18 protein-coding genes are annotated in these 25,030 nt (G+C 69.8%); 8 read left to right on the top strand and 10 right to left on the bottom strand.

Annotation, left to right across the window (positions count from 1 at the left end; genetic code table 11):
* Positions 1–1,898: type I secretion C-terminal target domain-containing protein (locus D3A59_RS17150; RefSeq protein WP_119156447.1), on the top strand; the 1,898-nt coding region annotated here is incomplete at its 5' end.
* A gap of 73 nt (positions 1,899–1,971) precedes the next feature.
* Here the strand turns inward: D3A59_RS17150 and D3A59_RS17145 are convergent.
* Together D3A59_RS17145 and D3A59_RS17140 are read right to left on the bottom strand one after the other, a co-directional pair.
* On the bottom strand, positions 1,972–3,921 hold the full coding sequence (locus D3A59_RS17145) for an EAL domain-containing protein (RefSeq protein ID WP_119156445.1): 1,950 nt from the start codon (positions 3,919–3,921) through the stop codon (positions 1,972–1,974).
* Positions 3,922–3,952: 31 nt separating this feature from the next.
* Complete coding sequence (locus D3A59_RS17140; protein WP_240636099.1) at positions 3,953–4,588, bottom strand: transglutaminase-like cysteine peptidase; 636 nt, start codon at positions 4,586–4,588, stop codon at positions 3,953–3,955.
* A 305-nt stretch (positions 4,589–4,893) separates the two neighbouring features.
* Here D3A59_RS17140 and D3A59_RS17135 point away from each other — a divergent pair, with 305 nt between their 5' ends.
* Positions 4,894–6,378: a TolC family outer membrane protein gene (locus D3A59_RS17135; protein ID WP_119156443.1), complete on the top strand. Its 1,485-nt coding sequence runs from the start codon at positions 4,894–4,896 to the stop codon at positions 6,376–6,378.
* Between the two features lie 55 nt (positions 6,379–6,433).
* Here D3A59_RS17135 and D3A59_RS17130 read toward each other — a convergent pair whose 3' ends face one another.
* The 3 genes from D3A59_RS17130 to D3A59_RS17120 are packed head-to-tail and all read right to left on the bottom strand — an operon-like array spanning position 6,434 to position 8,419.
* Positions 6,434–6,901 (bottom strand): cyclic nucleotide-binding domain-containing protein, encoded by a 468-nt coding sequence (locus D3A59_RS17130; RefSeq protein ID WP_119156442.1) that lies wholly within the window; start codon positions 6,899–6,901, stop codon positions 6,434–6,436.
* A gap of 38 nt (positions 6,902–6,939) precedes the next feature.
* Positions 6,940–7,731, bottom strand: coding sequence for a DUF2182 domain-containing protein (locus D3A59_RS17125; RefSeq protein ID WP_119156440.1), 792 nt, complete (start codon positions 7,729–7,731; stop codon positions 6,940–6,942).
* A gap of 55 nt (positions 7,732–7,786) precedes the next feature.
* On the bottom strand, positions 7,787–8,419 hold the full coding sequence (locus tag D3A59_RS17120; protein ID WP_119156438.1) for a DUF1326 domain-containing protein: 633 nt from the start codon (positions 8,417–8,419) through the stop codon (positions 7,787–7,789).
* 203 nt (positions 8,420–8,622) lie between these two features.
* Between D3A59_RS17120 and D3A59_RS17115 the strand changes: the two genes are divergently transcribed.
* On the top strand, positions 8,623–9,822 hold the full coding sequence (locus tag D3A59_RS17115; protein WP_119156436.1) for a DUF305 domain-containing protein: 1,200 nt from the start codon (positions 8,623–8,625) through the stop codon (positions 9,820–9,822).
* Between the two features lie 45 nt (positions 9,823–9,867).
* Here D3A59_RS17115 and mnmE read toward each other — a convergent pair whose 3' ends face one another.
* The 5 genes from mnmE to rpmH all read right to left on the bottom strand — a co-directional run bounded on the left by mnmE (position 9,868) and on the right by rpmH (position 14,124).
* Entirely contained in the window at positions 9,868–11,256 is a 1,389-nt protein-coding gene (gene mnmE / locus D3A59_RS17110; RefSeq protein WP_119156435.1) for a tRNA uridine-5-carboxymethylaminomethyl(34) synthesis GTPase MnmE, read from the bottom strand.
* 124 nt (positions 11,257–11,380) lie between these two features.
* Positions 11,381–13,042, bottom strand: a complete 1,662-nt coding sequence (gene yidC, locus D3A59_RS17105; protein WP_119156433.1) for a membrane protein insertase YidC — start codon at positions 13,040–13,042, stop codon at positions 11,381–11,383.
* Positions 13,039–13,362, bottom strand: coding sequence for a membrane protein insertion efficiency factor YidD (gene yidD, locus D3A59_RS17100; RefSeq protein WP_119156431.1), 324 nt, complete (start codon positions 13,360–13,362; stop codon positions 13,039–13,041). Before yidD ends, yidC begins: the two co-directional genes overlap by 4 nt.
* 50 nt (positions 13,363–13,412) lie before the next feature.
* Positions 13,413–13,964, bottom strand: coding sequence for a ribonuclease P protein component (locus D3A59_RS17095; protein WP_157991569.1), 552 nt, complete (start codon positions 13,962–13,964; stop codon positions 13,413–13,415).
* A gap of 25 nt (positions 13,965–13,989) precedes the next feature.
* The gene (gene rpmH / locus D3A59_RS17090; RefSeq protein ID WP_029463016.1) at positions 13,990–14,124 is read right to left on the bottom strand and encodes a 50S ribosomal protein L34; all 135 of its coding nucleotides are present in this window, start codon (positions 14,122–14,124) and stop codon (positions 13,990–13,992) included.
* A 461-nt stretch (positions 14,125–14,585) separates the two neighbouring features.
* Between rpmH and dnaA the strand changes: the two genes are divergently transcribed.
* The 5 genes from dnaA to D3A59_RS17060 all read left to right on the top strand — a co-directional run bounded on the left by dnaA (position 14,586) and on the right by D3A59_RS17060 (position 24,930).
* Entirely contained in the window at positions 14,586–15,995 is a 1,410-nt protein-coding gene (gene dnaA, locus D3A59_RS17085) for a chromosomal replication initiator protein DnaA (protein ID WP_119156427.1), read from the top strand.
* 257 nt (positions 15,996–16,252) lie between these two features.
* Entirely contained in the window at positions 16,253–17,383 is a 1,131-nt protein-coding gene (gene dnaN / locus D3A59_RS17080) for a DNA polymerase III subunit beta (protein ID WP_119156426.1), read from the top strand.
* A gap of 102 nt (positions 17,384–17,485) precedes the next feature.
* On the top strand, positions 17,486–20,020 hold the full coding sequence (gyrB, locus tag D3A59_RS17075) for a DNA topoisomerase (ATP-hydrolyzing) subunit B (protein ID WP_119156424.1): 2,535 nt from the start codon (positions 17,486–17,488) through the stop codon (positions 20,018–20,020).
* Between the two features lie 461 nt (positions 20,021–20,481).
* Positions 20,482–21,582: a cyanophycinase gene (locus D3A59_RS17065; protein WP_157991568.1), complete on the top strand. Its 1,101-nt coding sequence runs from the start codon at positions 20,482–20,484 to the stop codon at positions 21,580–21,582.
* Between the two features lie 192 nt (positions 21,583–21,774).
* Complete coding sequence (locus D3A59_RS17060; RefSeq protein ID WP_119156419.1) at positions 21,775–24,930, top strand: DEAD/DEAH box helicase; 3,156 nt, start codon at positions 21,775–21,777, stop codon at positions 24,928–24,930.
* The last annotated feature ends 100 nt before the right edge of the window (positions 24,931–25,030 follow it).

Raw genomic sequence — 25,030 nt, 5'->3', positions numbered from 1 at the left:
TCGTCGTCAAGGCGCTCGACGGCACCGCCAGCTCCGTCAAGATCACCATCAAGGGCACCAACGACGCGCCGGTCGTCGGTACGGCCACTGTCACGCTGTCCGAGGAAGGCCTGCCGGGCGCCAACCCCGACAACGTCGGCAATCCCGACACCACCAACACCGTGACTGCAAGCGGCACGCTCAGCATCTCCGACGCCGACAGCAGCAGCTGGACGGTGACGCTCCTGCAACCGGCAGACCACTTCACTTCGGGCGGACAACCCCTCCAGTGGAGCGGCAGCGGCAGCAGCAGCAGCCCGCTGATCGGCAGCGTCGGCGGCCGCACGATCCTGACGGCCACCATCGACGACGGCGGCCGCTACTCCGTCACGCTCTCGGGTCCGATCGATCACCCCGATCGCAGCAGCGAAGACGTGCACACCGTGCCGCTGCGCGTGCAGGTGTCGGACGGCGCGGGCGGCGTCAGCTTCGGCACCCTCAATGTGCGGATCGAGGACGACAGCGCCGTCTTCACCGCGGCGCCCGAGGCCGCCTCCGTGATGCGCGGCGACGGCGCTACCTTCGTCGGCAACCTGAATCTGAACTTCGGCGCCGACGCGGGTCCCACCAAGGCCCTCGCCTTCAGTGGCGGGGCGGGGGTCGATGCGCAAGGCTTCATCACCGCCACGCACACCGCCGAGAACGGTCAGCAGGTGACGCAGCACCTGCTCTACCAGGGCATGAAGCTGAGCTACGTCGCCGGCCGCACGCCCGGCTCGCTGGTGGCCGTGGCGACCGACGGCACGCAGGTCTACACGGTCACGCCGGACACCGCCAGCGGCACCTACGGCGTCACCATGCTTCGCCCGCTCGACGCCACCGTCTACACGGCCAGCATCTTCGGCGACATCAAGGGAGGCAACACCGGCACCTACTCGTACGGCGATGTGAACAACCGTTTCGTGATGACGGTGGTCGGCAAGGACGCACAGGGCCAGACCGCCAGCGTCAATACCAACAACGGCTATTTCGGGGTTGCCAACAACTTCATCGATCACAGGGAGACGCTCACCTTCAACTTCAGCACCAACATGAAGGCGGTGACGCTCAAGATCGACGGCCTCTCGGCGGGCGAGACGCTGCACTACAGGATGCTCGACGCCAACGGCAACGAGGTAAGGTCCAGCTCTATCGCCGGGAGCGGCTCTAACGGCTCCGAGCAAGAGGCTCTGCTACCCACGGGCAAGGACTTCAGCCAGTTGGTGATCGCGGGCGGCAGCAGCTCGAGCTTCCGCGTCGGGCTGGTATCGGTGTCCGGCGAAAGCAGCGAAGTCCCGCAGAGTACCCCTCTGAGCGTCACCGGCAGGGATGCCGACGGCGATGCCGCGAGCAGCACCGTCAGCCTCACCTTCACCCCCCGCAACGAGATCATCGGCGGCACCGGCAACGACACGATCAACGGCACGTCCTCGAGCGACTGGATCCACGGCGGCACGGGCAACGACACGATCAATGCCGGCGCGGGCAACGACGTCGTCGTCGGCGGCTCTGGCAGCGACGTCCTCACCGGGGGGGCCGGCTCGGATGTCTTCAAGTGGAACTTCGGGGATGGCGGCACCGCCTCCGCGCCGGCGATCGACCGCATCACCGACTTCGACAACTCGACAGGCGGCGACAAGCTCGACCTGCGCGACCTGCTGGTCAACGAGAACGGCTCGAACCTGAACAGCTACCTGAACTTCACGTTCGACCGCAGCGCCAATGCCACGAAGCTGGAGGTCAGCACGGCCGGCAACGGCACGGTGGATCAGGTGATCATGTTCTCCAACGTCGATCTGGTGAGCGGCTTCAGCAACAACAGCCAGATCATCAACGACCTGATCAGCCGCGGAAAGCTGCTCGTCGACGGCAGCGTCTGAGCCCCGGACGCGGGGCCCGCTGCGAAAGCGGCGGCCCGCCGCGCGATCCCGGAGGAGGATCGCAGGGGTGCGCTCAGCGCCGGCCGGGCTGCGCCGCCGCCGCCGCGGCGTGCGCCCCGACCCAGGGGCCGGTGATGCCGTCGACGCCGCAGGCCCACACCGCCTCGGCGTCGCTCGCGCTGCGCAGGCCTTCGGCATACACCGCCCATCCGATGCCGTGCAGCATCGCGACGAGACCGCGCAGGAAGTCCGCTCGGGCGCGGTCGCTGGTCAGCCCGAGCGACAGCGAGGCGTCGAGCTTGACGTAGTCGAGCCCGGCCTCGTAGAGGCCCTCGATCTTCGACATGCCCCAGCCGGCGTGCTCGATGCCCACCTTCACGCCGAGCGGGCGCAGCTGGCGGCTGAGCTCGCCGAGGACGGTGAGCTGCGTCACCGCCACCTGCTCGCTGACCTCCACGCAGAGCAGCCGCGCCGCCTCGGGCCGGGTCAGCAGGCAGGCGCGCAGGCGCACCACGAAGCTGCTGTCGAGCAGCGAGGCGGCCGCCACGTTGACTCCGCGGCTCAGGCCGTCGGCCTCGATCTGGCGCAGCGCCAGCCGCACCGCCAGCAAGTCGGCCTCGGGCGCCAGGCCGACGCGCAGGGCCCAGGGCAGCCACCGGGCCGCGGGCTCGAAGGGGCCCTGCTCGCGCAGTCGCAAGCGCAGCGGCGCCTCGAGATGGATCAGGGCGCCGCTTCGGGCGACCACGGAATAGGCGCCCACCGTCGCCGCGCCCTGCTCGAGCGCGCTCGCGAGGAGCTGCCGCCACTGCGATTCGCCCACCGGCGCCGGCTGCTCCCCGCCGGGCAGCTCGGAGCTCGCGTCCACCGCGAAGTCGCCGCGCGCCGCGGCACGCGCCTCGGCACGCGCGAGCGCCTCGTCGGCACGCTGCATCAGCACGTTCGGCGCCTCCTCGGGCCGCCACGCGACGGCGCCGATCGCCACCCCGACCTGCTGCCAGCGCGCGAGCGCGACGCGCAGCGCCGCCTGCAGCTTGCGGGCCGCGGCGCTCGCGTCCCCCTCCATCGCCAGCAGCGCGAAGTCGCTGCCGTTGAGCCGGCCCGCGATGCACTGCCCGGAGCCCGCGCCGCCGAGCGCCGTCGCCACCGCGCGCAGCAGCGCGTCGGTCTCGGCGCGGCCGAGCTCGCGGTTGATCTCGGCGAGATGGCTCACGCGCACCAGCGCCAGCGCGGCGGCGGCCGGAGCATCCTCCCGCTCCGCGAGGCTCAGCAACTGGCGCAGGAAATGGGACCGGTTGGCCAGCCCCGTGAGCTCGTCGCTCTGGGTCTGCTGCCGCAGCGCCTCGATCTGCGCGGACTGCTCGCCGAGCATGCTCTGCAGGCGCTGCACCACGTTGTTCATGGCGCGGCTCAGTTCGCGCAGCTCCGGCACGGAAGGCTCGGGCATGCGCACGAAGCGGCGCTCGAGCAGCGCGCGCGCCTGCGCCACCGTGTCCTGCAGCGGCGCGCGCAGCCGGCGGATCACCAGCGCTCCCGCCGTCGCAGTGAGCAGGCCCACCAGCGCCAGCCAGCCGGCGGTGCGCACCGTGCCGCGCCACAGGTCGTCATGGGCGAAGCTGGAGGCGCTCACCACCTCGATGCGGCCCATCGGCCGCCACCCATCCATCAGCTCGGCGAAGCCGGGAACCGACTCGAGGGGCACCGCCCTGACGAACCAGCCGGGCGCGTCGGCCGGCTGCGATTCGGCGGCCTGCTCGACGAGCACGCTCCCGTCCGGTCCCAGCAGCCGGATGCGCTGGTAGAAGCCGGTGTTGAACTGTGCGGCGATCGCGATCTCGGCCTGGGTCACGCCGCCGCCGAGCTGCGAGAGGCTGAGCGCCAGCGCCTGGGCGTTGTCGCTGTTCTTGAGCCGCAGCTGCGTCTCCAGGTAGCCGCGCGCGGCATCGACGCTGACCGCGACGCTGCCGAGCAGGGCCGCGACGATCGTGACGAGCAGCAGCAGCCAGAACTGACGGATCATGGACATGGTGTCCCCTCGGGAAACTCGATCGGATTGCTCACATGAGGCCTTCCAGGCGGGTCTTGGTGATCACTTCCCGCCAGCGCGACAGCCGCTCGACCGGATTCCCGGCGGTCACGGAGCCGGTCCCCTGCCACAGACCCTCGGCACTGAAGCTGAAGACCGGCCGCAGGTCGGGCCGCAACGAGGCCTTGAGGATCTCGGGCCGCAGGTTGTCGAGCAGCAGCGGCTCGGCGGAGGGCTGCGCGTAGTAGGCGAGCACCATGTGGGCCACGGAGAGGCCCTCCACCTCGGCCCGAACATAAACCAGCCGCAGCCGTGCGCTCGGCACGCCGGCGGCGATCAGCGAGAAGTACTTGGCGATCGAGTAGTCCTCGCAGTCGCCGGCACCCCGCCCGAGCAACTCCACCGGGCTGGCCCACTGGTCGGCCAGCCCGGTGGTCTCGAGGTCGTCGGCGTAACGGATGCGCTCGTTGAAGAAGCGGTTGACGATCTGCAGCCGCTCGGCCTCGGGCCGCTGCCGCGCCGCCGCGAGCGTCGCCTCGAGCGCCTGCACGCCGGACACCGCAAGCGGCCCGTGCTGCTGCGCGGCGGCGCGCATGCGCACGACATCCCACGCTTGGGGCTCGACGGAGAAGAGCAGCAGCAGCGCTGCCGCGACATGGCAGAGCACGCGCAAGCGAAGCCGCTTGGCGCCACTGCCTGCGGACTCCGGGCTTGCCCTCTCGCTTCGTGCCATCAAGGGCATATCGACCATCGCGACCGCAATTTGAGCCGGGCCACCATGCCGGCGCGGGTTGTACAGAGTTGCAGATGCGCGACTTCCGTAGAGTCTTGCCGCTGTGCCTGATAACACACTCAGGCAAAGTAAACTTGATCGAAATTAGTGACAATTCGTTATCATTCTACGACCTTCGCGTCCTTCTTCCTTCCGGGAAGCCGGGACTTCCGCGTGACCTCCTCAACTGCCTTCTCCCTATGCCGCGTCTCAAGCTTCTCAGCATTGCCTCTGCTCTTCTCTGCTGTGGCGCTGCACTGGCGCAGCAGGCGTCCGACCCGCTGCAACTGAGCACCCAGAAGGCGATCGTCACCAACCCGGAGGTCACGGCGCGCTTCCACGCCTTCCAGGCGGCCGACCACGAGATCGGCGTCGCCCGCGGCGCCTACTATCCGCGCCTGGACGTGAACGCCAACCTGGGGCGCACGCGCGACCGCACCGATCTGCAGCCCTCCACCTACCGGGGCGTGAGCTACCGGGGCGCCGGGCTGAGCGTGACCCAGCTGCTGTGGGACGGCTTCGCCACGCGCAAGGAAGTGGGCCGCCTCGGCCACGTGAAGAACGCGCGCTACTTCGAGTTCGTCGACGTCAGCGAGCAGACCGCGCTCGAGGCGGCACGCGCCTACTACGACGTGCTGCGCTACCGCCAGCTGGTCCAGCAGGCGGAGGACAACTATGTCCAGCACAAGGTGTTCAACGACCAGATCGAGAGCCGCTTCAAGGCCGGCGTGGGCCGCGGCGTGGACGTCGACCAGGCCGGGGCGCGCCTGGCGCTCGCGGAGTCGAACCTCGCCACCGAGCTGGCCAACCTGCACGACGTGAACGCGCGCTACCAGCGCATCGTCGGCGAGGCGCCGCCGCCGGCCGCAGCCCTCGGGCCGCTGCTGAAGGAGGGGCTGCCCGGCAATGCGCAGGAGACGGTGGCGCAGGCATTGGCACGCAACGCCGCGATCAGCGCCGCCATCGAGAACCTGCGCGCCGCCCGGGCGCAGGCCGAGGGGCAGCGCGGCACCTACCAGCCGCGCCTGGAGGCGCGGGCGCGCACCAGCACCGGCGAGAACCTGAACGGCAACATCGACCAGCAGCGCGACGTGACCGCCGAGCTGGTGCTGAACTGGAACCTGTTCAACGGCGGCAGCGACCGGGCGCGCAGCCGCCAGCTCGCCGACCTGATCGCGCAAGCCGCCGACGTGCGCGACCGCACCTGCCGCGAGGTGCGGCAGACGGCGGCCATCGCGCACCACGACACCGACAAGCTGGGCACGCAGCTGCGCTACCTCGCACGCAACATGGCGGCGATCGAGCGCGCGCGCGACTCCTACCGGCAGCAGTTCGAGATCGGCCAGCGCAGCCTGCTCGACCTGCTCAACGCGCAGAACGAGGTCTACACCTCGCGCCGCGCCTACGCCAACGCCGCATACGACCTGCACATCGCCTATGCGCGTGCGCAGGCGGCCCTGAACTCGCTGACGGGAACGCTCGGCCTGTCGCGCGTCGACACCGGTGCCGCGATCGAGACGGGCTGGAGCGCGGGCGAGGACGCGGCCGAGCGCTGCCCGGTGGTGGACAGCACCCCGACGGCAACGCCGCTGGCGGAGCTCGACGCCCGCGCCAAGGCGCAGGCCGAGGCCCGCGCGGCAGGTTCGCAGCCCCAGCCGGCGCCTCCGGCCACCCGGCCCCAGTAAGCACGCTCGCGCGCCGGCGGCGCGGAGCCGCCCCGGGCCGGCTCCGCGCCGCTCCTCACGGAATCGGCATCTGGCGCGCGATGCTCGCGCGCAGCCGCGCCGCCATCACCGCGCCGGCCGCCCGCATCACCTCGAGCGCCAGGGCGGGATGGCACTGCGTCATCTCGTCGAAGCGCTGCGGCGTCAGCGTCCACAGCAGGCAGGGCGTCATCGCCTCGACGCTCGCCATGCGCGGCCCCTCGCCGAACAGCGAGGGCTCGCCGAGCACCGCGCCCGGCCGCAGGATCGCGACCTTCAGGCTGCCGGGCGGCCCGCCCCGGCGGAACACCTGCATCGAGCCCTGGCCGAGGAAGTGCATGCCGCGGGCGGTGTCGTCCTGGCGGATCGCCAGCTCGCCCGCGGCCACCTCGCTGCGGTCCAGGTAGCCCCCCAGCAGCCGCCACTGCGCCGCGTCCAGCCGCGGCCGGAAGGCGTCCTCGGTGTTCAGCAGCTGGATGGCGTCGACCAGTTCCTCGAAATCCATGCGCGCTCCCCGGCGGTTCCCATGCTGGGCGGGGCGGCTCAGGACGCGGCCGGCAGGAAGGCGGCGGCGAGCGTCGCGAGGCCCCAGGCGAGCAGCAGCAATCCGGCGACCCGGCCGATCCAGTGGCCGGCGGGCGCGAGCTTCTCGACCAGCACGAACAGCGCGAGCGCGGCGATCCAGCCCAGGTTCATCACGCCGCCGACGAACAGCAGCAGCATCAGCATCGCGCAGCAGCCGAGGCAGTCCCGTCCGTGGCGCGCGCCCATCAGGAAGGCGCCGCGCCGCCCCTCGCGCCAGTGCGCCAGCACGAACTCCAGCGGCGAGCGGCAGTGCCGCAGGCAGCGCTGCTTCAGCGGCGTCCACTGGTAGATGCCGGCGGCGACGAACACCGCGCCGGCCAGGCCGATGCTCGTCGTCTCCATCATCGGCGACAGCAGCGCCGCCTGCTCCAGCGCGAACTGCAGCGCCACCGCCAGCGCGCTGAAACCCGCCCACACGGCGAGATAGCCCGCGGCGAAGGGCCCCGCCCCGCCCGCGGCCTCGCCGCGCGCCCGGCGCGTGCGCGCGATGCCGTCGTACAGCAGCACCATCGGCGCCGCGCCCGGCAGCATCATCGCCGCCATCATCACCACCCACATCACCCACATCAGCAGCGCCTGTCCCGGCGTCCAGGGCCCGGACATCGGCATCGCCATGTCGCCCATCTGCTGCATCATCCCGGCGCCGGACCACAGGTAGGCCCAGGCCAGCGCGACGACCAGCAGCAGGCCGCCCGCGACCAGCCACCGCTCGTGCCGCAGCGCGGCCCTCAGGATCGACGCGCCGGCCATGTCCCGCCTCCGGACAGCACCTGCTGCGCGCAGCGCCGCGAAAGCGCTGCCGCGCTCAGGCGGCGACGCCCTGCGGCGTGTGGACCACGTACGCGAGCGTGCTGTGCGAGCCGCGGGTCTCGAAGGGGATCGCGCCCTTGCAGCGGATGTCGGCCGACGCCACCTCGCCCTTGATGTGCTCGAAGCCCTCGGGCAGCACGACCTGGATGCGGAGCTCCGCGCCGGTGACCGGGTTGCGGATCGGCTCGACCTCGGTCTCCAGCACGCCGTCGATCGCCAGGCGCGCGCTGCGCGCCTCCTCGTCGAAGTCCAGGCTCACCGGCGCGAACACCGGCTCGTGCATCTTCGTGACGATCAGGCTGAAGATGTGGAACAGCGTGCCCTGCGCCGAATGCTGCCCCGACATGATCTTGAACAGCGCCTCGCGCTGCGCGGGGCTGGCGCGCTCGTCGAGGATCGGCTGGGCCTGCCCGTTGCCCTCGTGCAGCGGCCCCGGGAACCCGACCAGGACGAAGAAGGACAGGCCGTCGAGCACCACGTCCTCGAAATGGCCGCGGGTGATGCGCATCCCCAGCAGCCCCTTGCACTCGCCGTGCGTCGGCGGCGCGTTGAAGTCGCACGGGCACCCGTAGGCGCAGATGCAGTTCTTGATCCATTCGCCTTCGAGGCGCCAGTCTGCCAATGCCATGGCTGCACCCTCCTCTCGGCTCGGGGATGAAGCGTCCGGAAGCCGGCGCCGAGGACCGGCCCTGCACTCCAAGCTACGCCGTTGCCGGGAGGCCCATACCCCCTATTCGAGGGGGTGCTGCGGGCTGGATCCTTGACAGATCTCCTTTCCCATGAAATGGCGTACAGCCCGCCGCCGGGCAGGAACTTTGCCTGCGGCAGGACATGCACGAGCCGGCCCCGCACGACGACACGCGCCTGAACCTGCGCGCCGCCTTCCTGCTCGGCCTGGTGACGAGTACCTTCTCGACCGTCGCGGTCTCGCTCGGCGCCGCGCGCATCGGCCGCGACGTCGGGGTGGACTGGATGATCGTCGCGTCGCTGCTGATGCGCGATGCCGCGTTCCAGGCCGAGCCGGGCTGGCCGGTGCTCGCGCTCGGCATCCTGATCCACCAGTCCGCCGACATCCTGTGGGCGGTGGTGTTCTTCGGCCTGCTCGGCCGCTGGACCGCGCGGCTGTCGCCGCCGGCGATCCTGCTCGCCGCGGTGCCCTGGGCGCTGCTGACCTCGGCCATCGAGTGGTTCCTCATCGTGCCGCTGCTGCCGTTCCGGCAGCCGGCCTTCACGCTGCTGCAGGCCTACTGGCTGGGCCTGGTGGTGCACCTGCTGTCCGCCTCGCTCTACCCGCTGTTCCCCTGGGTGCGCGACCGGTTGGCGCGGCGCGTGCCGTCCCCGCACCGCCGCTTCGCCGCGCGCTGGGGCGCGCTCGCGGCCGGGGGCACGCTGCTGCTCGGCGTGCTGGCCGCGCTCGGCAGCCAGCAGCGCGAGCTGCCGCACCTCGGCGGCGACACGGCCCGGGACCGCGACTACATGCGCCACATGGCGGTGCATCACGAGCAGGGCATCGAGCTCGCGTCGCTCGCGGCGAAGCAGGCCGCCGACCCGCAGCTGCGCGCGCTGGCGCGGCTGATGATCGCGACACAGAAGGGCGAGGTGGCGATCCTCGCGCAGTGGTGGCGCAGCTGGTTCGACGCGCCGCCCGCCTTCGTCTGCTCCGAGCAGGAGCGCGCGGCGATGCCCGGCCTGCTCGACCCCGCCCGGCTCGCGGCGCTGCGGCGCCTGCGCGGCGGCGAGTTCGACGCCGCCTTCGTCGACGCGATGAGCTTCCACCACCGCGGCGCCATCGCGATGGCCGACGCGGCGCTGCACCGCGCCGGCGACCCGCGCCTGCGGCTGATGTCGCACGCGATCGTCCACGAGCAGCGCGGCGAGATCGCGCTGATGCACGGCGTCGAGGGCGTCCCGGCCGTGACGATGGCGACGCGCGCGATGTGGGCGAGGGCCGGCGAGCACCCGGCCGACCGGCCGCAGGGGCTGCCGCAGCAGCGCCGCGACGGCGAGCGCGGCAGCGCCGGCACCCGCTAGCAGCGGGCGCGCAGGGGCTTGTTCAGCAAGGCGCCGGAGCCGGGCTCACTTGCCAATGCAGAACCGGCTGAAGATCTCCCCCAGCAGGTCGTCCGAGCTGAACGCGCCCGTCACCTCGCCGAGCGCGTCGTGCGCGAGGCGCAGCTCCTCGGCCAGCAGGTCGAGCGCCTGGTCGGCGCTCCTGGCGTGCAGCGCCGCCAGCTCCAGGTGCTCGCGCGTGCGGCGCAGCGCCTGCACATGGCGCTCGCGCGCGATGAACAGCCCCTCGGGCTGCGCATGCCAGCCGGCGATCTCCAGCAGCGTGCGCCGCAGCAGGTCCAGCCCCTCGCCGGTGCGCGCCGACAGCGCCACCACCGCCTCGCCCTCGCCCGCCCATCCCGAGGCCGGCGGCGCCGCGCCCGCGTCGAGCTTGTTGAAGACATGCATGCGGCGCACGTTGGCCGGCAGCCGCCGCGCGATCTCGGCTTCGCCCGCGTCGTAGTCCGGCTGGCCCAGCCGCGTGAGGTCGTGCAGGAACAGCACCGCATCGGCCGCGCGGATGGACTCCCAGCTGCGCGCGATGCCGATGCGCTCGACCTCGTCCGTCGCCTGCTCGCGCAGCCCCGCGGTGTCGATCACATGCAGCGGCACGCCCTCGATCTGGATCGTCTCGCTGACGCGGTCGCGCGTGGTGCCGGCGATCGCGGTGACGATCGCGAGCTCGGCGCCGGCCAGCGCGTTGAGCAGGCTGCTCTTGCCCACGTTGGGCTGGCCCGCCAGCACCACCGTGATGCCCTCGCGCAGCAGCGCCCCCTGGCGCGCGCGTTCGAGCACCGTGTCCACCGCGCGCTGCAGGGCGCCGAGCTGGCCCCAGGCGTCGGCCTTCTCGAGGAAATCGATCTCCTCCTCCGGGAAGTCGAGCGTCGCCTCGACCAGCATGCGCAGCCGCACCATCCCTTCGCGCAGCGTCTCGATCTCTTTTGAAAAGGCGCCGCTGAGCGAGCGGCTGGCCGAGCGCGCGGCGGCCTCGGTGCTGGCGTCGATCAGGTCGCTCACCGCCTCGGCCTGCGCGAGGTCGAGCTTGTCGTTGAGGAAGGCGCGCTCGGTGAACTCGCCCGGCTCGGCCAGCCGCAAGCCGATCTCGCGCCCGGCGGCGAGGCAGCGCGCCAGCAGCAGCTGCAGCACCACCGGGCCGCCGTGCGCCTGCAGCTCGAGCACGTCCTCGCCCGTGTAGGAGTGCGGCGCGGGGAAGTGGATCGCGAGGCCCTGGTCGATCGTCGAGCCGTCGGCCTCGCGGAAAGGGATCAGCGTCGCGTGGCGCGCCTTCAGCTTCTGGCCGCACACCGCCTCGATCAGCGGCTCGAGCTTGCGGCCCGAGGCGCGCACGATGCCGACCGCGCCGCGGCCCGGCGCGGTGGCGATGGCGACGATGGGGTCGTGATGGCGGGGCAGCATGGCGGGGATCACTCCGGGAAAGGGCAGCGGGATTGTCGGGCAGCGGCACGCGGCGCGCCGCGCCCCATGAAAAACGCCCCGGGGCGCGGGGCCGCGGGGCGTCGGGTACGGCGCGGGGGCCGGCTTACTTGTTCAGGCCCAGCTTGCGGTTGATGTACCACTGCTGCGCGATCGACAGGATGTTGTTCGTGATCCAGTACAGCACCAGGCCGGCCGGGAAGAAGAAGAACATCACCGAGAACACCAGCGGCATGATCCACATCATGCGGGCCTGCATCGGGTCCGGCGGGGTCGGGTTCAGCCAGGTCTGGAACAGCGTGGTGAGCGTCATCACGACCGGCAGGATGAAGTACGGGTCCTTGGCCGACAGGTCGGTGATCCAGCCCACCCAGGGCGCGTTGCGCATCTCGACCGAGGACAGCAGCACCCAGTACAGGGCGATGAACACCGGCATCTGGATCAGGATCGGCAGGCAGCCGCCGAGCGGGTTGACCTTCTCCTCGCGGTAGATGCGCATCATCTCCTGCTGCATCTGCTGCGGGTTGTCCTTGTGGCGCTCGCGCAGCTCCTGCAGCTTCGGGCCCACGGCCTTCATCTTGGCCATGGAGCGGTAGGCGCTCGCGTTGAGCCCGTAGAAGGCCGCCTTCAGCAGCACCACCAGCGCGACGATCGCCCAGCCCCAGTTGCCGATGAAACCGTGCAGCTTGTCGAGCAGCCAGAACAGCGGCTTGGAGATGATGGTGAACATCCCGTAGTCCTTCACCAGCTCCAGCCCCGGCGCCAGGGCCTCCAGGCGCTTCTCCTCCTGCGGGCCCGAGTAGAGCGTGGTGTCGACGGCGCGGGTCTGGCCGGGAGCGAGCTGCTCCATCGGCAGCACCATCGCCACCGTGTAGCGGCCGGTCTGCGGGTTCTTCGTGACGCGGAACTCGCGCTGCGCCGAATCCGTCTTCAGCCAGGCCGACACGAAGTAGTGCTGCACCATCGCGACCCAGCCTTGGGTGCCGGCCGGCGGCACCGCGACGCCGCCCTTGTCCAGGTCGCCGAAGTCGATCTTCTGGAACTTCGACGTCTCGCTGTAGATGGCGGGCCCGGTGAAGGTCGAGGTGCCCATCATGTAGTTGCCGCTCTCGGCATAACCGTCGCGCTCGATCTGCAGGTAGAGCTGCGGCGTCGCCGGCTGCTCGCCGGTGTTCGTCACCTCGTGCTTCACCTCGACCGCATAGCTGCCGCGCTTGAAGACGTAAGTCTTCGCATACTTCAGGCCGCCGATCTCCGGCGACTCGAAGCGCACCTGCAGCGAGTCCTGGCCGGGCTCGAGCGTGCGCGGACCCGGCATCGGCGTCATCAGCGTGGTGTGGTTCGGGAACGCGGGGCCGGCGTCCACGCGGTTGATCAGGCCGGACTGCGCGACGTAGAAGCGCTGGCCATCGCGCTGCATCAGCACCACGGGGCGCTTGGGATCGTGCTCGTCGGCGTGCTTGAGCAGCTCGAGCCGGATCAGGTCCGCGCCCTTCGCGTCGATCGTCGCCTGCACCACGTCGGTGGTGATGGCGACCTTCTCGGCCGCGACGGTGGCCGGCGGCGGGGTCGGCACGGCCGCGCCGCCCGTCGTGGCGGGTGCCGGCAGCTGCGCCTGCGGCGCGGCGCCGGGCGCCTGCGCACCCGAGACCGCCGGCGCGGGCGAGAACATCGTGGGCCGGCCGGTGTGCTTGTTCCACGCGTCCCACAGCAGGACGAGTGACATCGTGAACACCAGCCACAGGATGGTGCGGCGCATATCGGTCATGGAGGCGGCTCTTTGGTGGGGGCTTGGGTGGAAGTGGAGGAAGCTTCCTCGCCTGCGGCGGCGCGCTCGCGCGCGAGGCCGGGCAGGCGGGTGAAGAGGCGGGGCGGCTGCGCGGGAACCGGGTCGCAGCCCCCGGCGCACCAGGGATGGCAGCGCGCGAGGCGGCGCAGCGTGAGGTAAGTGCCCGCCCACGCGCCGTGCCGCTCCAGTGCGCCGAGCGCATAGGCCGAGCAGGTCGGCTCGAAGCGGCAGACCGAGCCCAGCCAGGGGCTGAGCAGCAGCCGGTAGCCCTTGACGAGCAGGATCAGCAAGGCGCGCATCGGGAGGGGATCGGCGGCCCGGGCGGCGGGCGAGTGGACGCTCACGGCCTTCAGTCCGCGGCGGCTGCCGCGGGACCGGGGGCCGCGCTCGGGCGCGCGTGCGCAGGCGGCGGCGCGCCGCGGGCGCTCAGCCGCTTCGCGGCCTGTGCCAGCAGCGCATCGAGCTCCTCGCGCACCGCGTGGCGCAGCGCGTCCGAAGCGGCGCTCGGGAACTCGGCCTTGTCGATCGGGCTGCGCAGGCGCAGCACCCACGCGCCGCCACGCAATTGCGGCAGCGCGCGGGCGGCGGCGGCATGGATCTGGCGCTTGAGCAGGTTGCGCGTGACCGCGCGGCGTGCCAGGCGCTTGGGCAGCACGGCCCCCACCCTCACCACCGCAGAGGGGGGCGAGGCGGGGCCGGGCTGCAAGTCATCCACAGGCTGTTGTTCCAGAGGGACTTCGCCTGTTGACAACTTGCCTCTCGGCGGTGCAAGAACCGGTGAGTAGTGCACCACGAAGTGAGGGCTTTTCGCCAGCACACGCCCCTGCCCGCGGTCCAGCGCGGACTCGAAGTCGGCCTTGTCCTTCAGCCGCCCGAGGGGCGGCAAGGCGCGATTCAGCACGGAGGCCGGCTGGCGGCCGTCGGGCTTACAGGCCCAGGCGCTTGCGGCCCTTGGCGCGGCGCGCGTTGATGACGGCGCGGCCACCGCGGGTCTTCATGCGGACCAGGAAACCGTGGGTGCGGGCGCGGCGGACCTTGGAAGGTTGATAGGTGCGTTTCATGATGATGTCCTCTTGTCGGCCCCGGCAAACGGGGACAGTGCTTCGCGTTCAAAGCGAAGCCCGCCTCTCCTGCGGCCACGGCCCTTCGCCGAAAAGGCGAGCTTCTCTGCGGGGGGCGTGTGGCGCCACAGGCGCTGTGGCGGGCTTCCTGGCTTTCTCGAGGCCGCGTCGCGGGGAGCCTTGGAGCACGAAGCGCGGGATGCGTCCGGTGCGACTCTGCTGGCTGCGGACTGCCGCCCCCGGCCTGCCGCTTTCGCTGGCAGCCTCGGGCGCGATCCTCCGCAGGCGGATTCGGGAAACCCGCGATTACAGCAAAAACCTCCTTGCCGGTCAATGAGTTAGCCCGAGAGCCCCCAGGAAGGACATGTGTCACGCCGGCGGGCAAAGTTGTGGATAACTTGCGGACAAAGGCGCTTTGGGCGGTAGAATCCGGGCGCTCCAGAAGAGGTTTTCCACAATCGATGAGCTCCACCCTGTGGCAGCAGTGCTGCGAACGTCTCGCGGCGGAGCTGCCTGAACAGCAATTCACGACCTGGATCCGCCCGCTCCCGCCGGGCGTGGTCTCCGCCACCCCCGAGGGCAACCCGGTGGTGTCGGTGCGCGTGCCCAACCGCTTCAAGCTCGACTGGATCCGCAACCAGTACGGCAGCCGCATCGAGGCGCTGCTGACCGAGCTCGCGGGCGAGCCGGTGCGCCTGGAGCTCTCGCTCGCGCCCCGCGAACCCGCGCCGCGGGCGCAGGCCACCGCCACCGCCGGCGCCACGACGGGCGCCAACGGCATCGTGCAGCTGCCGCTGCAGGGCCTGCTGCAGCCCGGCCCGCCGCCGCTGCCCGAGACCGCGTCGCCTGCGCGCACGCGGCTGAACCCGGCGCTGACCTTCGACAACCTCGTGCCCGGCCGCGCCAACCAGATGGCGCGCACCGCGGCGCTGCACGTGGCAGGCGCCCCGGGCCAGATGTACAACCCGCTGTTCATCTACGGCGGCGTGGGCCTCGGCAAGACCCACCTGATCCACTCCGTCGGCAACGCGCTGCTCGCCGACAACCCGAACGCGCGCGTGCTCTACCTGCACGCCGAGCAGTTCATCTCGGACGTGGTGAAGAACTACCAGCGCAAGACCTTCGACGAGCTGAAAGCGAAATACCACTCGCTCGACCTGCTGCTGATCGACGACGTGCAGTTCTTCGCCGGCAAGGAGCGCACGCAGGAGGAGTTCTTCAACGCCTTCGAGGCGCTGCTGGCCAAGCGCGCGCACATCATCATGACCAGCGACACCTATCCCAAGGGTCTCGCGGACATCGACGAGCGCCTGACCTCGCGCTTCGACTCGGGCCTGACGGTCGCGATCGAGCCGCCCGAGCTCGAGATGCGCGTCGCGATCCTGATGAAGAAGTCCGACGCCGAGGGCACCGAGATGCCCGAGGACGTGGCCTTCTTCGTCGCGAAGAACGTGCGCGCCAACGTGCGGGAGCTCGAAGGGGCGCTGCGCAAGATCCTCGCCTACTCGCGCTTCAGCCACAAGGAAATCAACATCCAGCTGGCGCGCGACGCGCTCAAGGACCTGCTGTCGATCCAAAACCGGCAGATCTCGGTCGAGAACATCCAGAAGACGGTGGCCGACTTCTACAAGATCAAGGTCGCCGACATGTACAGCAAGAAGCGCCCGGCCTCGATCGCCAAGCCGCGCCAGATCGCGATGTACCTGGCCAAGGAGCTCACGCAGAAGAGCCTGCCCGAGATCGGCGAGCTCTTCGGCGGCCGCGACCACACCACCGTGCTGCACGCGGTGCGCAAGATCGGTGGCGAGCGCACCAAGGACACCGAGCTGAACCAGCAGCTGCACGTGCTGGAACAGACGCTCAAGGGCTGACGGCGCGGTGAGGCCGGAATCCACACCCCCTGTGGAAAACGCCGTCAAGGGACAAGGCTGGGGACAGTTCCCGAACAACTCCCCCCTTGTCCACAGCCCCCGGCCGTCCGCGGAAGTTGTTCGCATCCGGGGTGCGGATCCCGGACACCGGCGCCCCATGCTTTTCCCCGAGCCAAGTCCTTGAGGGAAAAAGAGAAAATAGACTTGTCCACAAAGAACCAGCCCCTCTACTACGGCTACCAATCCAAGAGGTTGACATGATTGTCTTGAAAGCAGCGCAAGAAAAAGTGCTCGGCACCCTGCAGGCGGTCTCCGGCATCGTCGAGCGCCGGCACACGCTGCCCATCCTGGCCAACGTGCTGATCCTCAAGTCCGGCAACCAGGTCGAGTTCGTCACCAGCGACCTCGAGATCCAGGTGCGCACCACCGCGCAGTTCGACGGCGACGCCGACGACTTCGCCACCTCGGTGGGCGCGCGCAAGATGATCGACATCCTGCGCTCGATGCCCTCGGACCAGAACGTCACGCTCTCGGCCGCGCAGAACAAGCTCACGCTCACCGGCGGCAAGAGCCGCTTCACGCTGCAGACCCTGCCCGCCGAGGACTTCCCGCTGGTGCAGGAAGCGCACGACTTCGGCCCGAGCTTCTCGGTGCCGCAGCAGACGCTCAAGAGCCTGATCTCGCAGGTGCACTTCGCGATGGCGGTGCACGACATCCGCTACTACCTCAACGGCATCCTCTTCGTCGCCGAGGGCAAGACGCTCACGCTCGTCGCCACCGACGGCCACCGCCTCGCGCTCGCGCAGGCCACGCTCGACGTCGAGTGCCCGCGCCAGGAAGTGATCCTGCCGCGCAAGACGGTGCTGGAACTCCAGCGCCTGCTGAAGGACGAGAAGAAGGACGAGGCCGAGGAGGGCGGCGGCCTGATCGAGATGCGCTTCGCCGGCAACCAGGCCAAGTTCGTCTTCAGCGGCATGGAGTTCGTCACCAAGCTCGTCGAGGGCAAGTTCCCCGACTACAACCGCGTCATCCCCAAGGCCCACCGCAACAGCGTCACGCTCGGCCGCGCGCCGCTGCTGGCGAGCCTGCAGCGCGCCGCGATCCTGACCAGCGAGAAGTTCAAGGGCGTGCGCCTGAACTTCGAGCCGGGCCTGCTGCGCATCGCGTCGAGCAACGCCGAGCAGGAGGAGGCCAAGGAGGAGATCGAGATCGACTACGGCGGCGACTCGATCGAGATCGGCTTCAACGTCACCTACCTCGTCGACGCGCTCGCCAACATGAGCGTCGACATGATCACGATCGCGCTGCAGGACAGCAACAGCTCGGCGCTGATCACCATCCCCGAGCAGAGCGGCTTCAAGTACGTCGTGATGCCGATGCGAATCTGAGCCGCGTCCCGACCGGACGCAGCGCGAGCGAGTCCCGGAAGCTCGCTGTCACCTTCCGGATGCCCGCCACCAGCGGGCATCACCGTTTGAAAGAGGCACCCCATGTCTGAGCAGAACCTGAGCAACGCCCCCGAGCCGCAAGCCGCTGTCGCAGCCGCCGACGCCGGCTACGGCGAATCCAGCATCCAGATCCTGGAAGGCCTGGAGGCAGTGCGCAAGCGCCCGGGCATGTACATCGGCGACACGTCCGACGGCACCGGCCTGCACCACCTCGTGTTCGAGGTGGTCGACAACTCGATCGACGAAGCACTCGCGGGCCACTGCGACGACATCGTCGTCACGATCCACACCGACAACTCCATCTCCGTCACCGACAACGGCCGCGGCATCCCCACCGGCGTGAAGATGGACGACAAGCACGAGCCCAAGCGCAGCGCGGCCGAGATCGCGCTGACCGAGCTGCACGCGGGCGGCAAGTTCAACCAGAACAGCTACAAGGTCTCGGGCGGCCTGCACGGCGTGGGCGTGTCCTGCGTCAACGCGCTCTCGAAGTGGCTGCGCCTGACCGTGCGCCGCGAGGGCAAGGTGCACTTCCTCGAGTTCCGCAAGGGCGTGCCGCAGGACCGCGTGCTCGAGCAGCGCGGCGGCTTCGAGGTCAGCCCGATGAAGATCATCGGCGAGACCGACAAGCGCGGCACCGAGGTGCACTTCCTGCCCGACGAGGAGATCTTCTCCAACATCGACTTCCACTACGAGGTGCTGGCCAAGCGCCTGCGCGAGCTGTCCTTCCTGAACAACGGCGTGAGCATCCGCCTCGTCGACGAGCGCAACGCGAAGGAGGACAACTTCGCCTACGCCGGCGGCGTCAAGGGCTTCGTCGAGTTCATCAACAAGGGCAAGACGACGCTGCACCCCAACATCTTCCACGCCACCGGCGAGAAGCTCAGCGACCAGAACACCAACATCGCGGTGGAAGTGGCGATGCAGTGGAACAGCGGCTACAACGAGTCGGTGCTCTGCTTCACGAACAACATCCCGCAGCGCGACGGCGGCACCCACCTCACCGGCCTGCGCGCCGCGATGACGCGCGTCATCAACAAGTACATCGAGGACAACGAGCTCGCCAAGAAGGCCAAGGTCGAGGTCAGCGGCGACGACATGCGCGAGGGCCTGGCCTGCGTGGTCAGCGTCAAGGTGCCCGAGCCCAAGTTCAGCAGCCAGACCAAGGACAAGCTCGTCTCGAGCGAGGTGCGCGGCCCCGTCGAGGACATCGTCGGGCGGCTGCTGACCGACTACCTGCTCGAGAACCCCGGCGACGCCAAGATCATCTGCGGCAAGATCGTCGAGGCCGCGCGCGCCCGCGAGGCCGCGCGCAAGGCGCGCGAGATGACGCGCCGCAAGGGCGTGCTCGACGGCCTGGGCCTGCCGGGGAAGCTCGCCGACTGCCAGGAGAAGGACCCGGCGCTGTGCGAGATCTACATCGTCGAGGGCGACTCCGCAGGCGGCTCGGCCAAGCAGGGCCGCGACCGCAAGTTCCAGGCGATCCTGCCGCTGCGCGGCAAGATCCTGAACGTCGAGAAGGCGCGCTACGAGAAGCTGCTGGCGAGCAACGAGATCCTGACGCTCATCACCGCTTTGGGCACCGGCATCGGCAAGACCGGCGCGGGCAACGGCAGCGACGACTTCAACCCCGACAAGCTGCGCTACCACCGCATCATCATCATGACCGACGCGGACGTGGACGGCGCCCACATCCGCACCCTGCTGCTGACCTTCTTCTACCGCCAGATGCCGGAGCTGGTCGAGCGCGGCCACATCTACATCGCGCAGCCGCCGCTCTACAAGGTCAAGCACGGCAAGGACGAGCAGTACCTGAAGGACGCGCACGACCTCGACGCCTACCTGCTGAAGGTGGCGCTCAAGGACGCCGAGCTGCACACCGGCGACGCGGCAGGCACCGTGCTCAAGGGCGAGGTGCTGGAGGCGCTGGCGCGCCAGTACGTGCTGGCCAGCCAGGTGATCGACCGGCTCGACAAGTGGACCGACGGCGAGGCGCTGCGCGTGCTCGCCAGCGGCCTGGAGCTCGACCTCGACAGCCCCGAGGCCGCGCAGGCGAGCGCCGCGGCGCTGAAGGCCGCGCTGCACGACGCCGAGGTGACGGCCGAGACCGACCCGCGCCTGGACAAGCAGTACCTGCGCATCAGCCGCCGCCACCACGGCAACGTCAAGAGCAGCGTCATCAACGCCGACTTCGTGCACGGCGCCGACTACGAGGTGCTGTCTACCGCGGGCAAGACCTTCAAGGGGCTGCTGGGCGCCGAGGCGGTAGTGCGCAAGGGCGAGGGCGAGAAGGCCAAGGAATCGAAGGTCGGCGACTTCCGCGCCGCGATGGCTTGGCTGATGCAGCAGGCCGAGGGCTCGGTGGGCCGCCAGCGCTACAAGGGCCTGGGCGAGATGAACCCCGAGCAGCTGTGGGAGACCACGATGGACCCGAGCGTGCGGCGTCTGCTGCGCGTGCAGATCGAGGACGCGATCGAGGCAGATCGCGTGTTCACGATGCTGATGGGCGACGAGGTCGAGCCGCGCAGGGACTTCATCGAGAGCAATGCGCTGAGGGCGGCGAATATCGACGTGTGATCGGCTTTGCAACGCCAAAGATTGGCCGATCTTGCATCAAAGATCTGCCGGTCGGCGGGACTTGCCCAGGTAATCCGAACAAGGGCTGAGCCGAAGGGGCAGGGTGGAATCACCCTGCCCCTTTTCTTTACGTGCTTCGTCCACATGGGAGCCCGAAACACAAGTTTGCTGGGGCAACGATACCTGCTGCCAGGGCCATTACTTCTTTGCTGCTCCCCAAGGCAGCGCCTGCAAGCTTCGGCATGCATACGACCTCTCCCTCTGAGGTGATGCATGGGCGTCTACGGCACGAGAGGAATACAGCCGTCCCTTACGTCGTCTGTAACAAAAGTTGCCATGCATCTACATCTCTATATAGTTCTGACGCATTGAGAACAACCTAGGGGCCGTCAACCTCCAGGCCCTTTTCGGCTGGGAGTGGAGGGCTCCATGTGCTATTAGTAGTTGAAGGAGTGGGGCAAATGAATCAGAAAAATGCCGAGGGGACTGAAGGCCTCGGGGCTTGGGGCAAGATGGGTGTTTTGGCTCTTGTGCTTGCGTTGAGCGCGGGCGCGGTTGCGGCACCGAAGACGGGGTCCGGCGGAGATACCAGCACCAGCACCAGCACCAGCACCAGCACCAGCACTACGGGCAAGGGCTACGAACACTACATCGTCGGCAACGCTGCCGACTTCACCCGCAGCGCGTCCCCGGCCACGCAAGCCATCGTGATGATGGGCGGAGGCATTGATGTCGACGAGGCCTTCGCCTGGATGATCCAGAAGTCCGGAGGTGGTGACTTCGTGGTCATTCGCGCTGCCGGCACCGACGCCTACAACTCCTACATCTACAACATGAAGGGGGTGGACTCGGTCGAGACGCTTGTCATCAAGACGCGCGAGGCGGCGAACAGCACCTATGTGAACGAGCGTGTGCAGAAGGCGGAAGTGGTCTTCATCGCCGGAGGCGACCAGAACGACTACATCCGCCTCTGGAAGGGAACTGCGCTCGACACCACGCTCAAGACGCTGATGGAAAAGAAGGTGCCGATCGGCGGCACCAGTGCAGGGCTGGCGGTGCTCGGCCAGTTCGACTACACCGGCGCGAACGGCTCGATCACCTCTGCCGAGGCACTGGCCAATCCCTACGACAAGCGCATGACGCTCGACATGGGTTTCCTCACGGTCCCCGGCCTCGGCGGTGTCATCACGGACAGTCACTTCGTCACGCGGGACCGCATGGGGCGCATGCTCACCTTCACCGCACGGCTCATCAAGGACAAGTGGGTGTCCCAGGCGGCGGTACGCGCAGTCGGTGTGGACAGCGAAACCGCGTTGCTGGTGGAAGATGGCATCGCCAAGCGTGTCGGCAAAGGATCTGCCTACTTCATGCAGCCCAACACGGGGGCTCTAGTGACTTGCGAGGCGGGCAAGCCCTTGACTTTCCGCAACGTCGCAGTCGACCGGCTCTCGGGAGCCGGCACCTACAGCTTGAAAGACTGGGCAAGTTTTGACAGCTCCGTTGTGCGATACGACGTTTCCGCTGAAGCTGGCGTGCTCTTGCCGACAGGCAGCCCCTACTGACACCGGAATTGTGCTGCTGGGTGCACCGGGACGACCGGTAGCGCCCGACTTGCCTTTGGAGAAAGCGAACCGCGCGGCCTTTGCTCATGGAGGCCGATCCTCTGCCGCCACGATCAGTGACAAACCTGAAGTGTCGGTTTCCTGCAAAGGCAGCGCCGTAGCATGTCGCGGTCTCACTCCTGAGCCCCGCCCATGCCCCTCCCCTCCGGCCTCTACGACCTCCTGCTCACCGAAGGCCTCGCCACGCGCATCGATCCGGCGCAGGCCGAGCTTCACCCGGCGACCCCGCACGAAGCCTCGGCCCTGCTCGTGGACGCCCTCGCGCGCCAGCTCGGCGCGATCCTGGAGGACCTGGGCGGTGACGGCGCCGACCGGGCGCAACGCCAGCTCGAGCTCGTCAACTCGCTGCTGGTCTCGCTGCGCCAGCGCCTGACCCCCCAGGAGGGCGCATCGTCCTCGCCTCACCCTGCAGCCGAGCTCATCGACCTGATCGCGGCGCCGCCGCGCCGTCTTGCCGCCATCGGTCGCAGCCCGCGGCCCGAGCCGCCCGAAACCGGTCTCGCCCTGCCCTGGCTCTTCACCGTCGGCAAGGGCTCGCCCTCGCTGCTGCAGGAGATCCGCCGCGAACTCGCCTCCACCGACCGGGTAGACATCCTCGTGAGCTTCATCACCGTCTCCGGCGTGCGCAAGCTGGAGGACGTGCTGCGGCAGATCACCGCGCTTGCGGCCGACGGGCAGACCGCCACGCGCATCCGCGTGCTGACCACCACCTACACCGGCGCGACCGAGATCCGCGCGCTCGACACGCTCGCGCGCCTGCCCGGCTGCGAGGTGCGCGTCTCGCTCGACGGGCGCCGCACGCGGCTGCACGCCAAGGCCTGGCTGTTCCACCGCCGCACGGGCTTCGGCTCGGCTTATGTCGGCAGCGCCAACCTCTCGGGCGCGGCGCTCACCGGCGGGCTGGAGTGGACCGTGAAACTCGCCGAGCGCAGCCAGGGCCCGCTCTTCGCCCGCGCCGCCGCGCATTTCGAGACGCTGTGGCAGGACAGCGAATTCCAGCCCTACGACCCGGAGCGCGAGGAGCACCGGCAGGCGCTGCGGCTCGCCCTGCGCCGCGAGGCGGGCGAGGCGCCCGCCGTGACGCCGGGCTTCTTCGACCTGCAACCCAAGACCTACCAGCAGGACATGCTGGAACAGCTCGCCGCCGAGCGCGCGCACGGCCGCTGGCGCAACCTCCTCGTCGCGGCGACCGGCACCGGCAAGACGATGGTGGCCGCCTTCGACTACCGCGACACCTGCCGGCGCGAGGGCGGCCGGCCGCGCCTGCTCTTCGTTGCGCACCGCGAGGAGATCCTGCGCCAGGCGTTGCGCACCTATCGCGAGGTGCTGCGCGACCCCGAGTTCGGAGACCTCCTCACCGGCGCCCACCACCCCGAGCAGCACCAGCACCTCTTCGCCACCATCGACAGCCTGCACAGCCGCGAGCTGCTGCACCGCTGCGGCGCCGATCACTGGCACACCGTCGTGATCGACGAATGCCACCGCCTCGCGGGCGAGCGTTTTCATGCCTTTGTCACCGCGGTGCGGCCGCGCGTGCTGCTCGGCCTCACCGCCACGCCCGAGCGCAGCGACGGCCAGCCGATCGCCGGCTACTTCGATGCGCGGCCCGACGGCAGCCCGGCGGTCGAGATGCGGCTGTGGCATGCGCTCGACCTGCAACTGCTCGCGCCCTTCGAGTACTACGGCTGCGACGACGACACCGATTTCTCGGCCGTGCCCTGGGAGCGTGCCGGCGAGCGCGAGGCGATCGACAAGCTCGTCACCGGCAACGACGTCCGCGCCCGCCTCGCGATCCGGGAGTGGCAGCGGCTGGCGGGCGACCCGCGCCGCTCCAAGGCGCTGGTGTTCTGCGTCTCGGTGGCGCATGCCGAGTTCATGACCGCGCAGCTCAACCGCGCGGGCCTGCCGGCCGCCTGCGTCGTAGGCGGCACCCCCGACGAGGAACGCCGCCGCGCGCCGCAGCGGCTGATGAGCGGGGAGCTCTGCGCGCTCGTCACGGTGGACCTCTACAACGAGGGCGTGGATCTGCCGATGGTGGACACGCTGCTGCTGCTGCGCCCGACGCAGAGCCCGGTGCTGTTCCAGCAGCAGATCGGCCGCGGCCTGCGCCTGTCGCCCGGCAAGGAGAGCTGCCTGGTGCTCGACTTCGTCGGGCAGCACCGCACCGAGTTCCGCTTCGACCGCCTGCTCTCCGGCCTCACCGGGCTGCCGCGCCGCGCGCTGCAGGAAGCGGTGGAGCACGGCTTCGGCAGCCTGCCGCCCGGCTGCCATCTGCACCTGCAGAAGCAGACGCGCGAGCAGGTGCTGCGCTCGCTGCGCGAGCTCACGCAGCAGAACTGGCGCCGTCTCACCGCAGAGCTGCGCAGCCACGTCGCGCTGCACGGCCGCGCGAATCTGCGGCTGGCGGACTTCCTGCACCAGCAGGCGCTGGATCTGGAGGACGTGTACCGCGACAAGGGGCGCAGCGGCTGGACCAGCCTGAAGCGCGACGCCGGGCTGCTGGTCGCCGCCGAGCCCGGCCCCGAGGAGGACTATTTCAGCCGGCGCCTCGCCGGCCTGCTGCATGGTGACGACGGGCGCCGGCTCGACTTCTGGGCGCGGCTCGGCCGCGACGGTGCAGGGCACGGCGCCGAACTGACGGCGGAAGACGCGCTGCGGGTGCAGATGCTGGCCTACCAGATCGACGGCGGCCGGCGCGAGGCGGCGGGCCACGCCGAGTTCCTCGCCCGGCTGGCGGCGCACCCGCCGGTTTGTGAAGAACTCGCCGAGCTGGCCGAGCTGCTGCAGGCGCGCAGCACGCTCGCCGCCACCCCGGTGCCCGGCCTGGAGGACCTGCCGCTGTGCCTTCACGCCGCATACGGCATCCGCGAGATCCTGACCGCCGTCGGCTGGCTCCGCGCGACGCGGCGCGCGCCCTTCCAAGCCGGCGTGCTGGCGCTGCACGAGCGCAGGACCGAGCTGCTCTTCGTCACGCTCGACAAGAGCGAGGGCTACCACGACCGCATCGCCTACCACGACTACGCGATCAGCACCGGGCGCTTCCACTGGCAGACGCAGAACAGCGCCGGCCCCGACACGAAGGCGGGGCGCCGTTATCTCGATGCCCCGGGCAACGGCTGGCGCTTCCAGCTCTTCGTGCGTCCCCGCAGGGACGAGCCCTACCGCGCCTGCGGCGAGGTCTACCCCGAGACGATCGAGGGCGACCGGCCGATGAGCATCGTGTGGCGGCTGGCCGCGCCGCTGCCGGCGCGACTGTTCAGCGAATACAGCGTGCTGCGGGCAGCGTGAGGGCGGGCCTCTCGCGCTGGCTCGCTCGCCGAGCGAGCCTGGGCGGCGGCCCTGCCTGTGCGCCCCCACACGTGGCCCGGCCCCGCGGCGGGAAGCCCCT

The sequence above is a fragment of the Caldimonas tepidiphila genome (assembly GCF_003569765.1).
GTDB classification, from domain to species: Bacteria; Pseudomonadota; Gammaproteobacteria; order Burkholderiales; family Burkholderiaceae_C; genus Caldimonas; species Caldimonas tepidiphila.
Note: the sequence above shows the minus strand (reverse complement) of the source record. Positions and strands in the feature narration are given on the sequence as shown.

What these genes read in the sequence shown, in the direction of transcription:
- D3A59_RS17135 (WP_119156443.1), top strand. Translation starts at nt 4,894, where the DNA reads ATGCCGCGTCTCAAGCTTCTCAGCATTGCCTCTGCTCTTCTCTGCTGT.
- rpmH (WP_029463016.1), bottom strand. Translation starts at nt 14,124, where the DNA reads ATGAAACGCACCTATCAACCTTCCAAGGTCCGCCGCGCCCGCACCCAC.
- D3A59_RS17115 (WP_119156436.1), top strand. Translation starts at nt 8,623, where the DNA reads ATGCACGAGCCGGCCCCGCACGACGACACGCGCCTGAACCTGCGCGCC.
- dnaA (WP_119156427.1), top strand. Translation starts at nt 14,586, where the DNA reads ATGAGCTCCACCCTGTGGCAGCAGTGCTGCGAACGTCTCGCGGCGGAG.
- D3A59_RS17060 (WP_119156419.1), top strand. Translation starts at nt 21,775, where the DNA reads ATGCCCCTCCCCTCCGGCCTCTACGACCTCCTGCTCACCGAAGGCCTC.
- D3A59_RS17120 (WP_119156438.1), bottom strand. Translation starts at nt 8,419, where the DNA reads ATGGCATTGGCAGACTGGCGCCTCGAAGGCGAATGGATCAAGAACTGC.
- gyrB (WP_119156424.1), top strand. Translation starts at nt 17,486, where the DNA reads ATGTCTGAGCAGAACCTGAGCAACGCCCCCGAGCCGCAAGCCGCTGTC.
- D3A59_RS17145 (WP_119156445.1), bottom strand. Translation starts at nt 3,921, where the DNA reads ATGTCCATGATCCGTCAGTTCTGGCTGCTGCTGCTCGTCACGATCGTC.
- yidD (WP_119156431.1), bottom strand. Translation starts at nt 13,362, where the DNA reads ATGCGCGCCTTGCTGATCCTGCTCGTCAAGGGCTACCGGCTGCTGCTC.
- D3A59_RS17125 (WP_119156440.1), bottom strand. Translation starts at nt 7,731, where the DNA reads ATGGCCGGCGCGTCGATCCTGAGGGCCGCGCTGCGGCACGAGCGGTGG.
- yidC (WP_119156433.1), bottom strand. Translation starts at nt 13,042, where the DNA reads ATGACCGATATGCGCCGCACCATCCTGTGGCTGGTGTTCACGATGTCA.
- D3A59_RS17130 (WP_119156442.1), bottom strand. Translation starts at nt 6,901, where the DNA reads ATGGATTTCGAGGAACTGGTCGACGCCATCCAGCTGCTGAACACCGAG.
- D3A59_RS17065 (WP_157991568.1), top strand. Translation starts at nt 20,482, where the DNA reads ATGAATCAGAAAAATGCCGAGGGGACTGAAGGCCTCGGGGCTTGGGGC.
- mnmE (WP_119156435.1), bottom strand. Translation starts at nt 11,256, where the DNA reads ATGCTGCCCCGCCATCACGACCCCATCGTCGCCATCGCCACCGCGCCG.
- dnaN (WP_119156426.1), top strand. Translation starts at nt 16,253, where the DNA reads ATGATTGTCTTGAAAGCAGCGCAAGAAAAAGTGCTCGGCACCCTGCAG.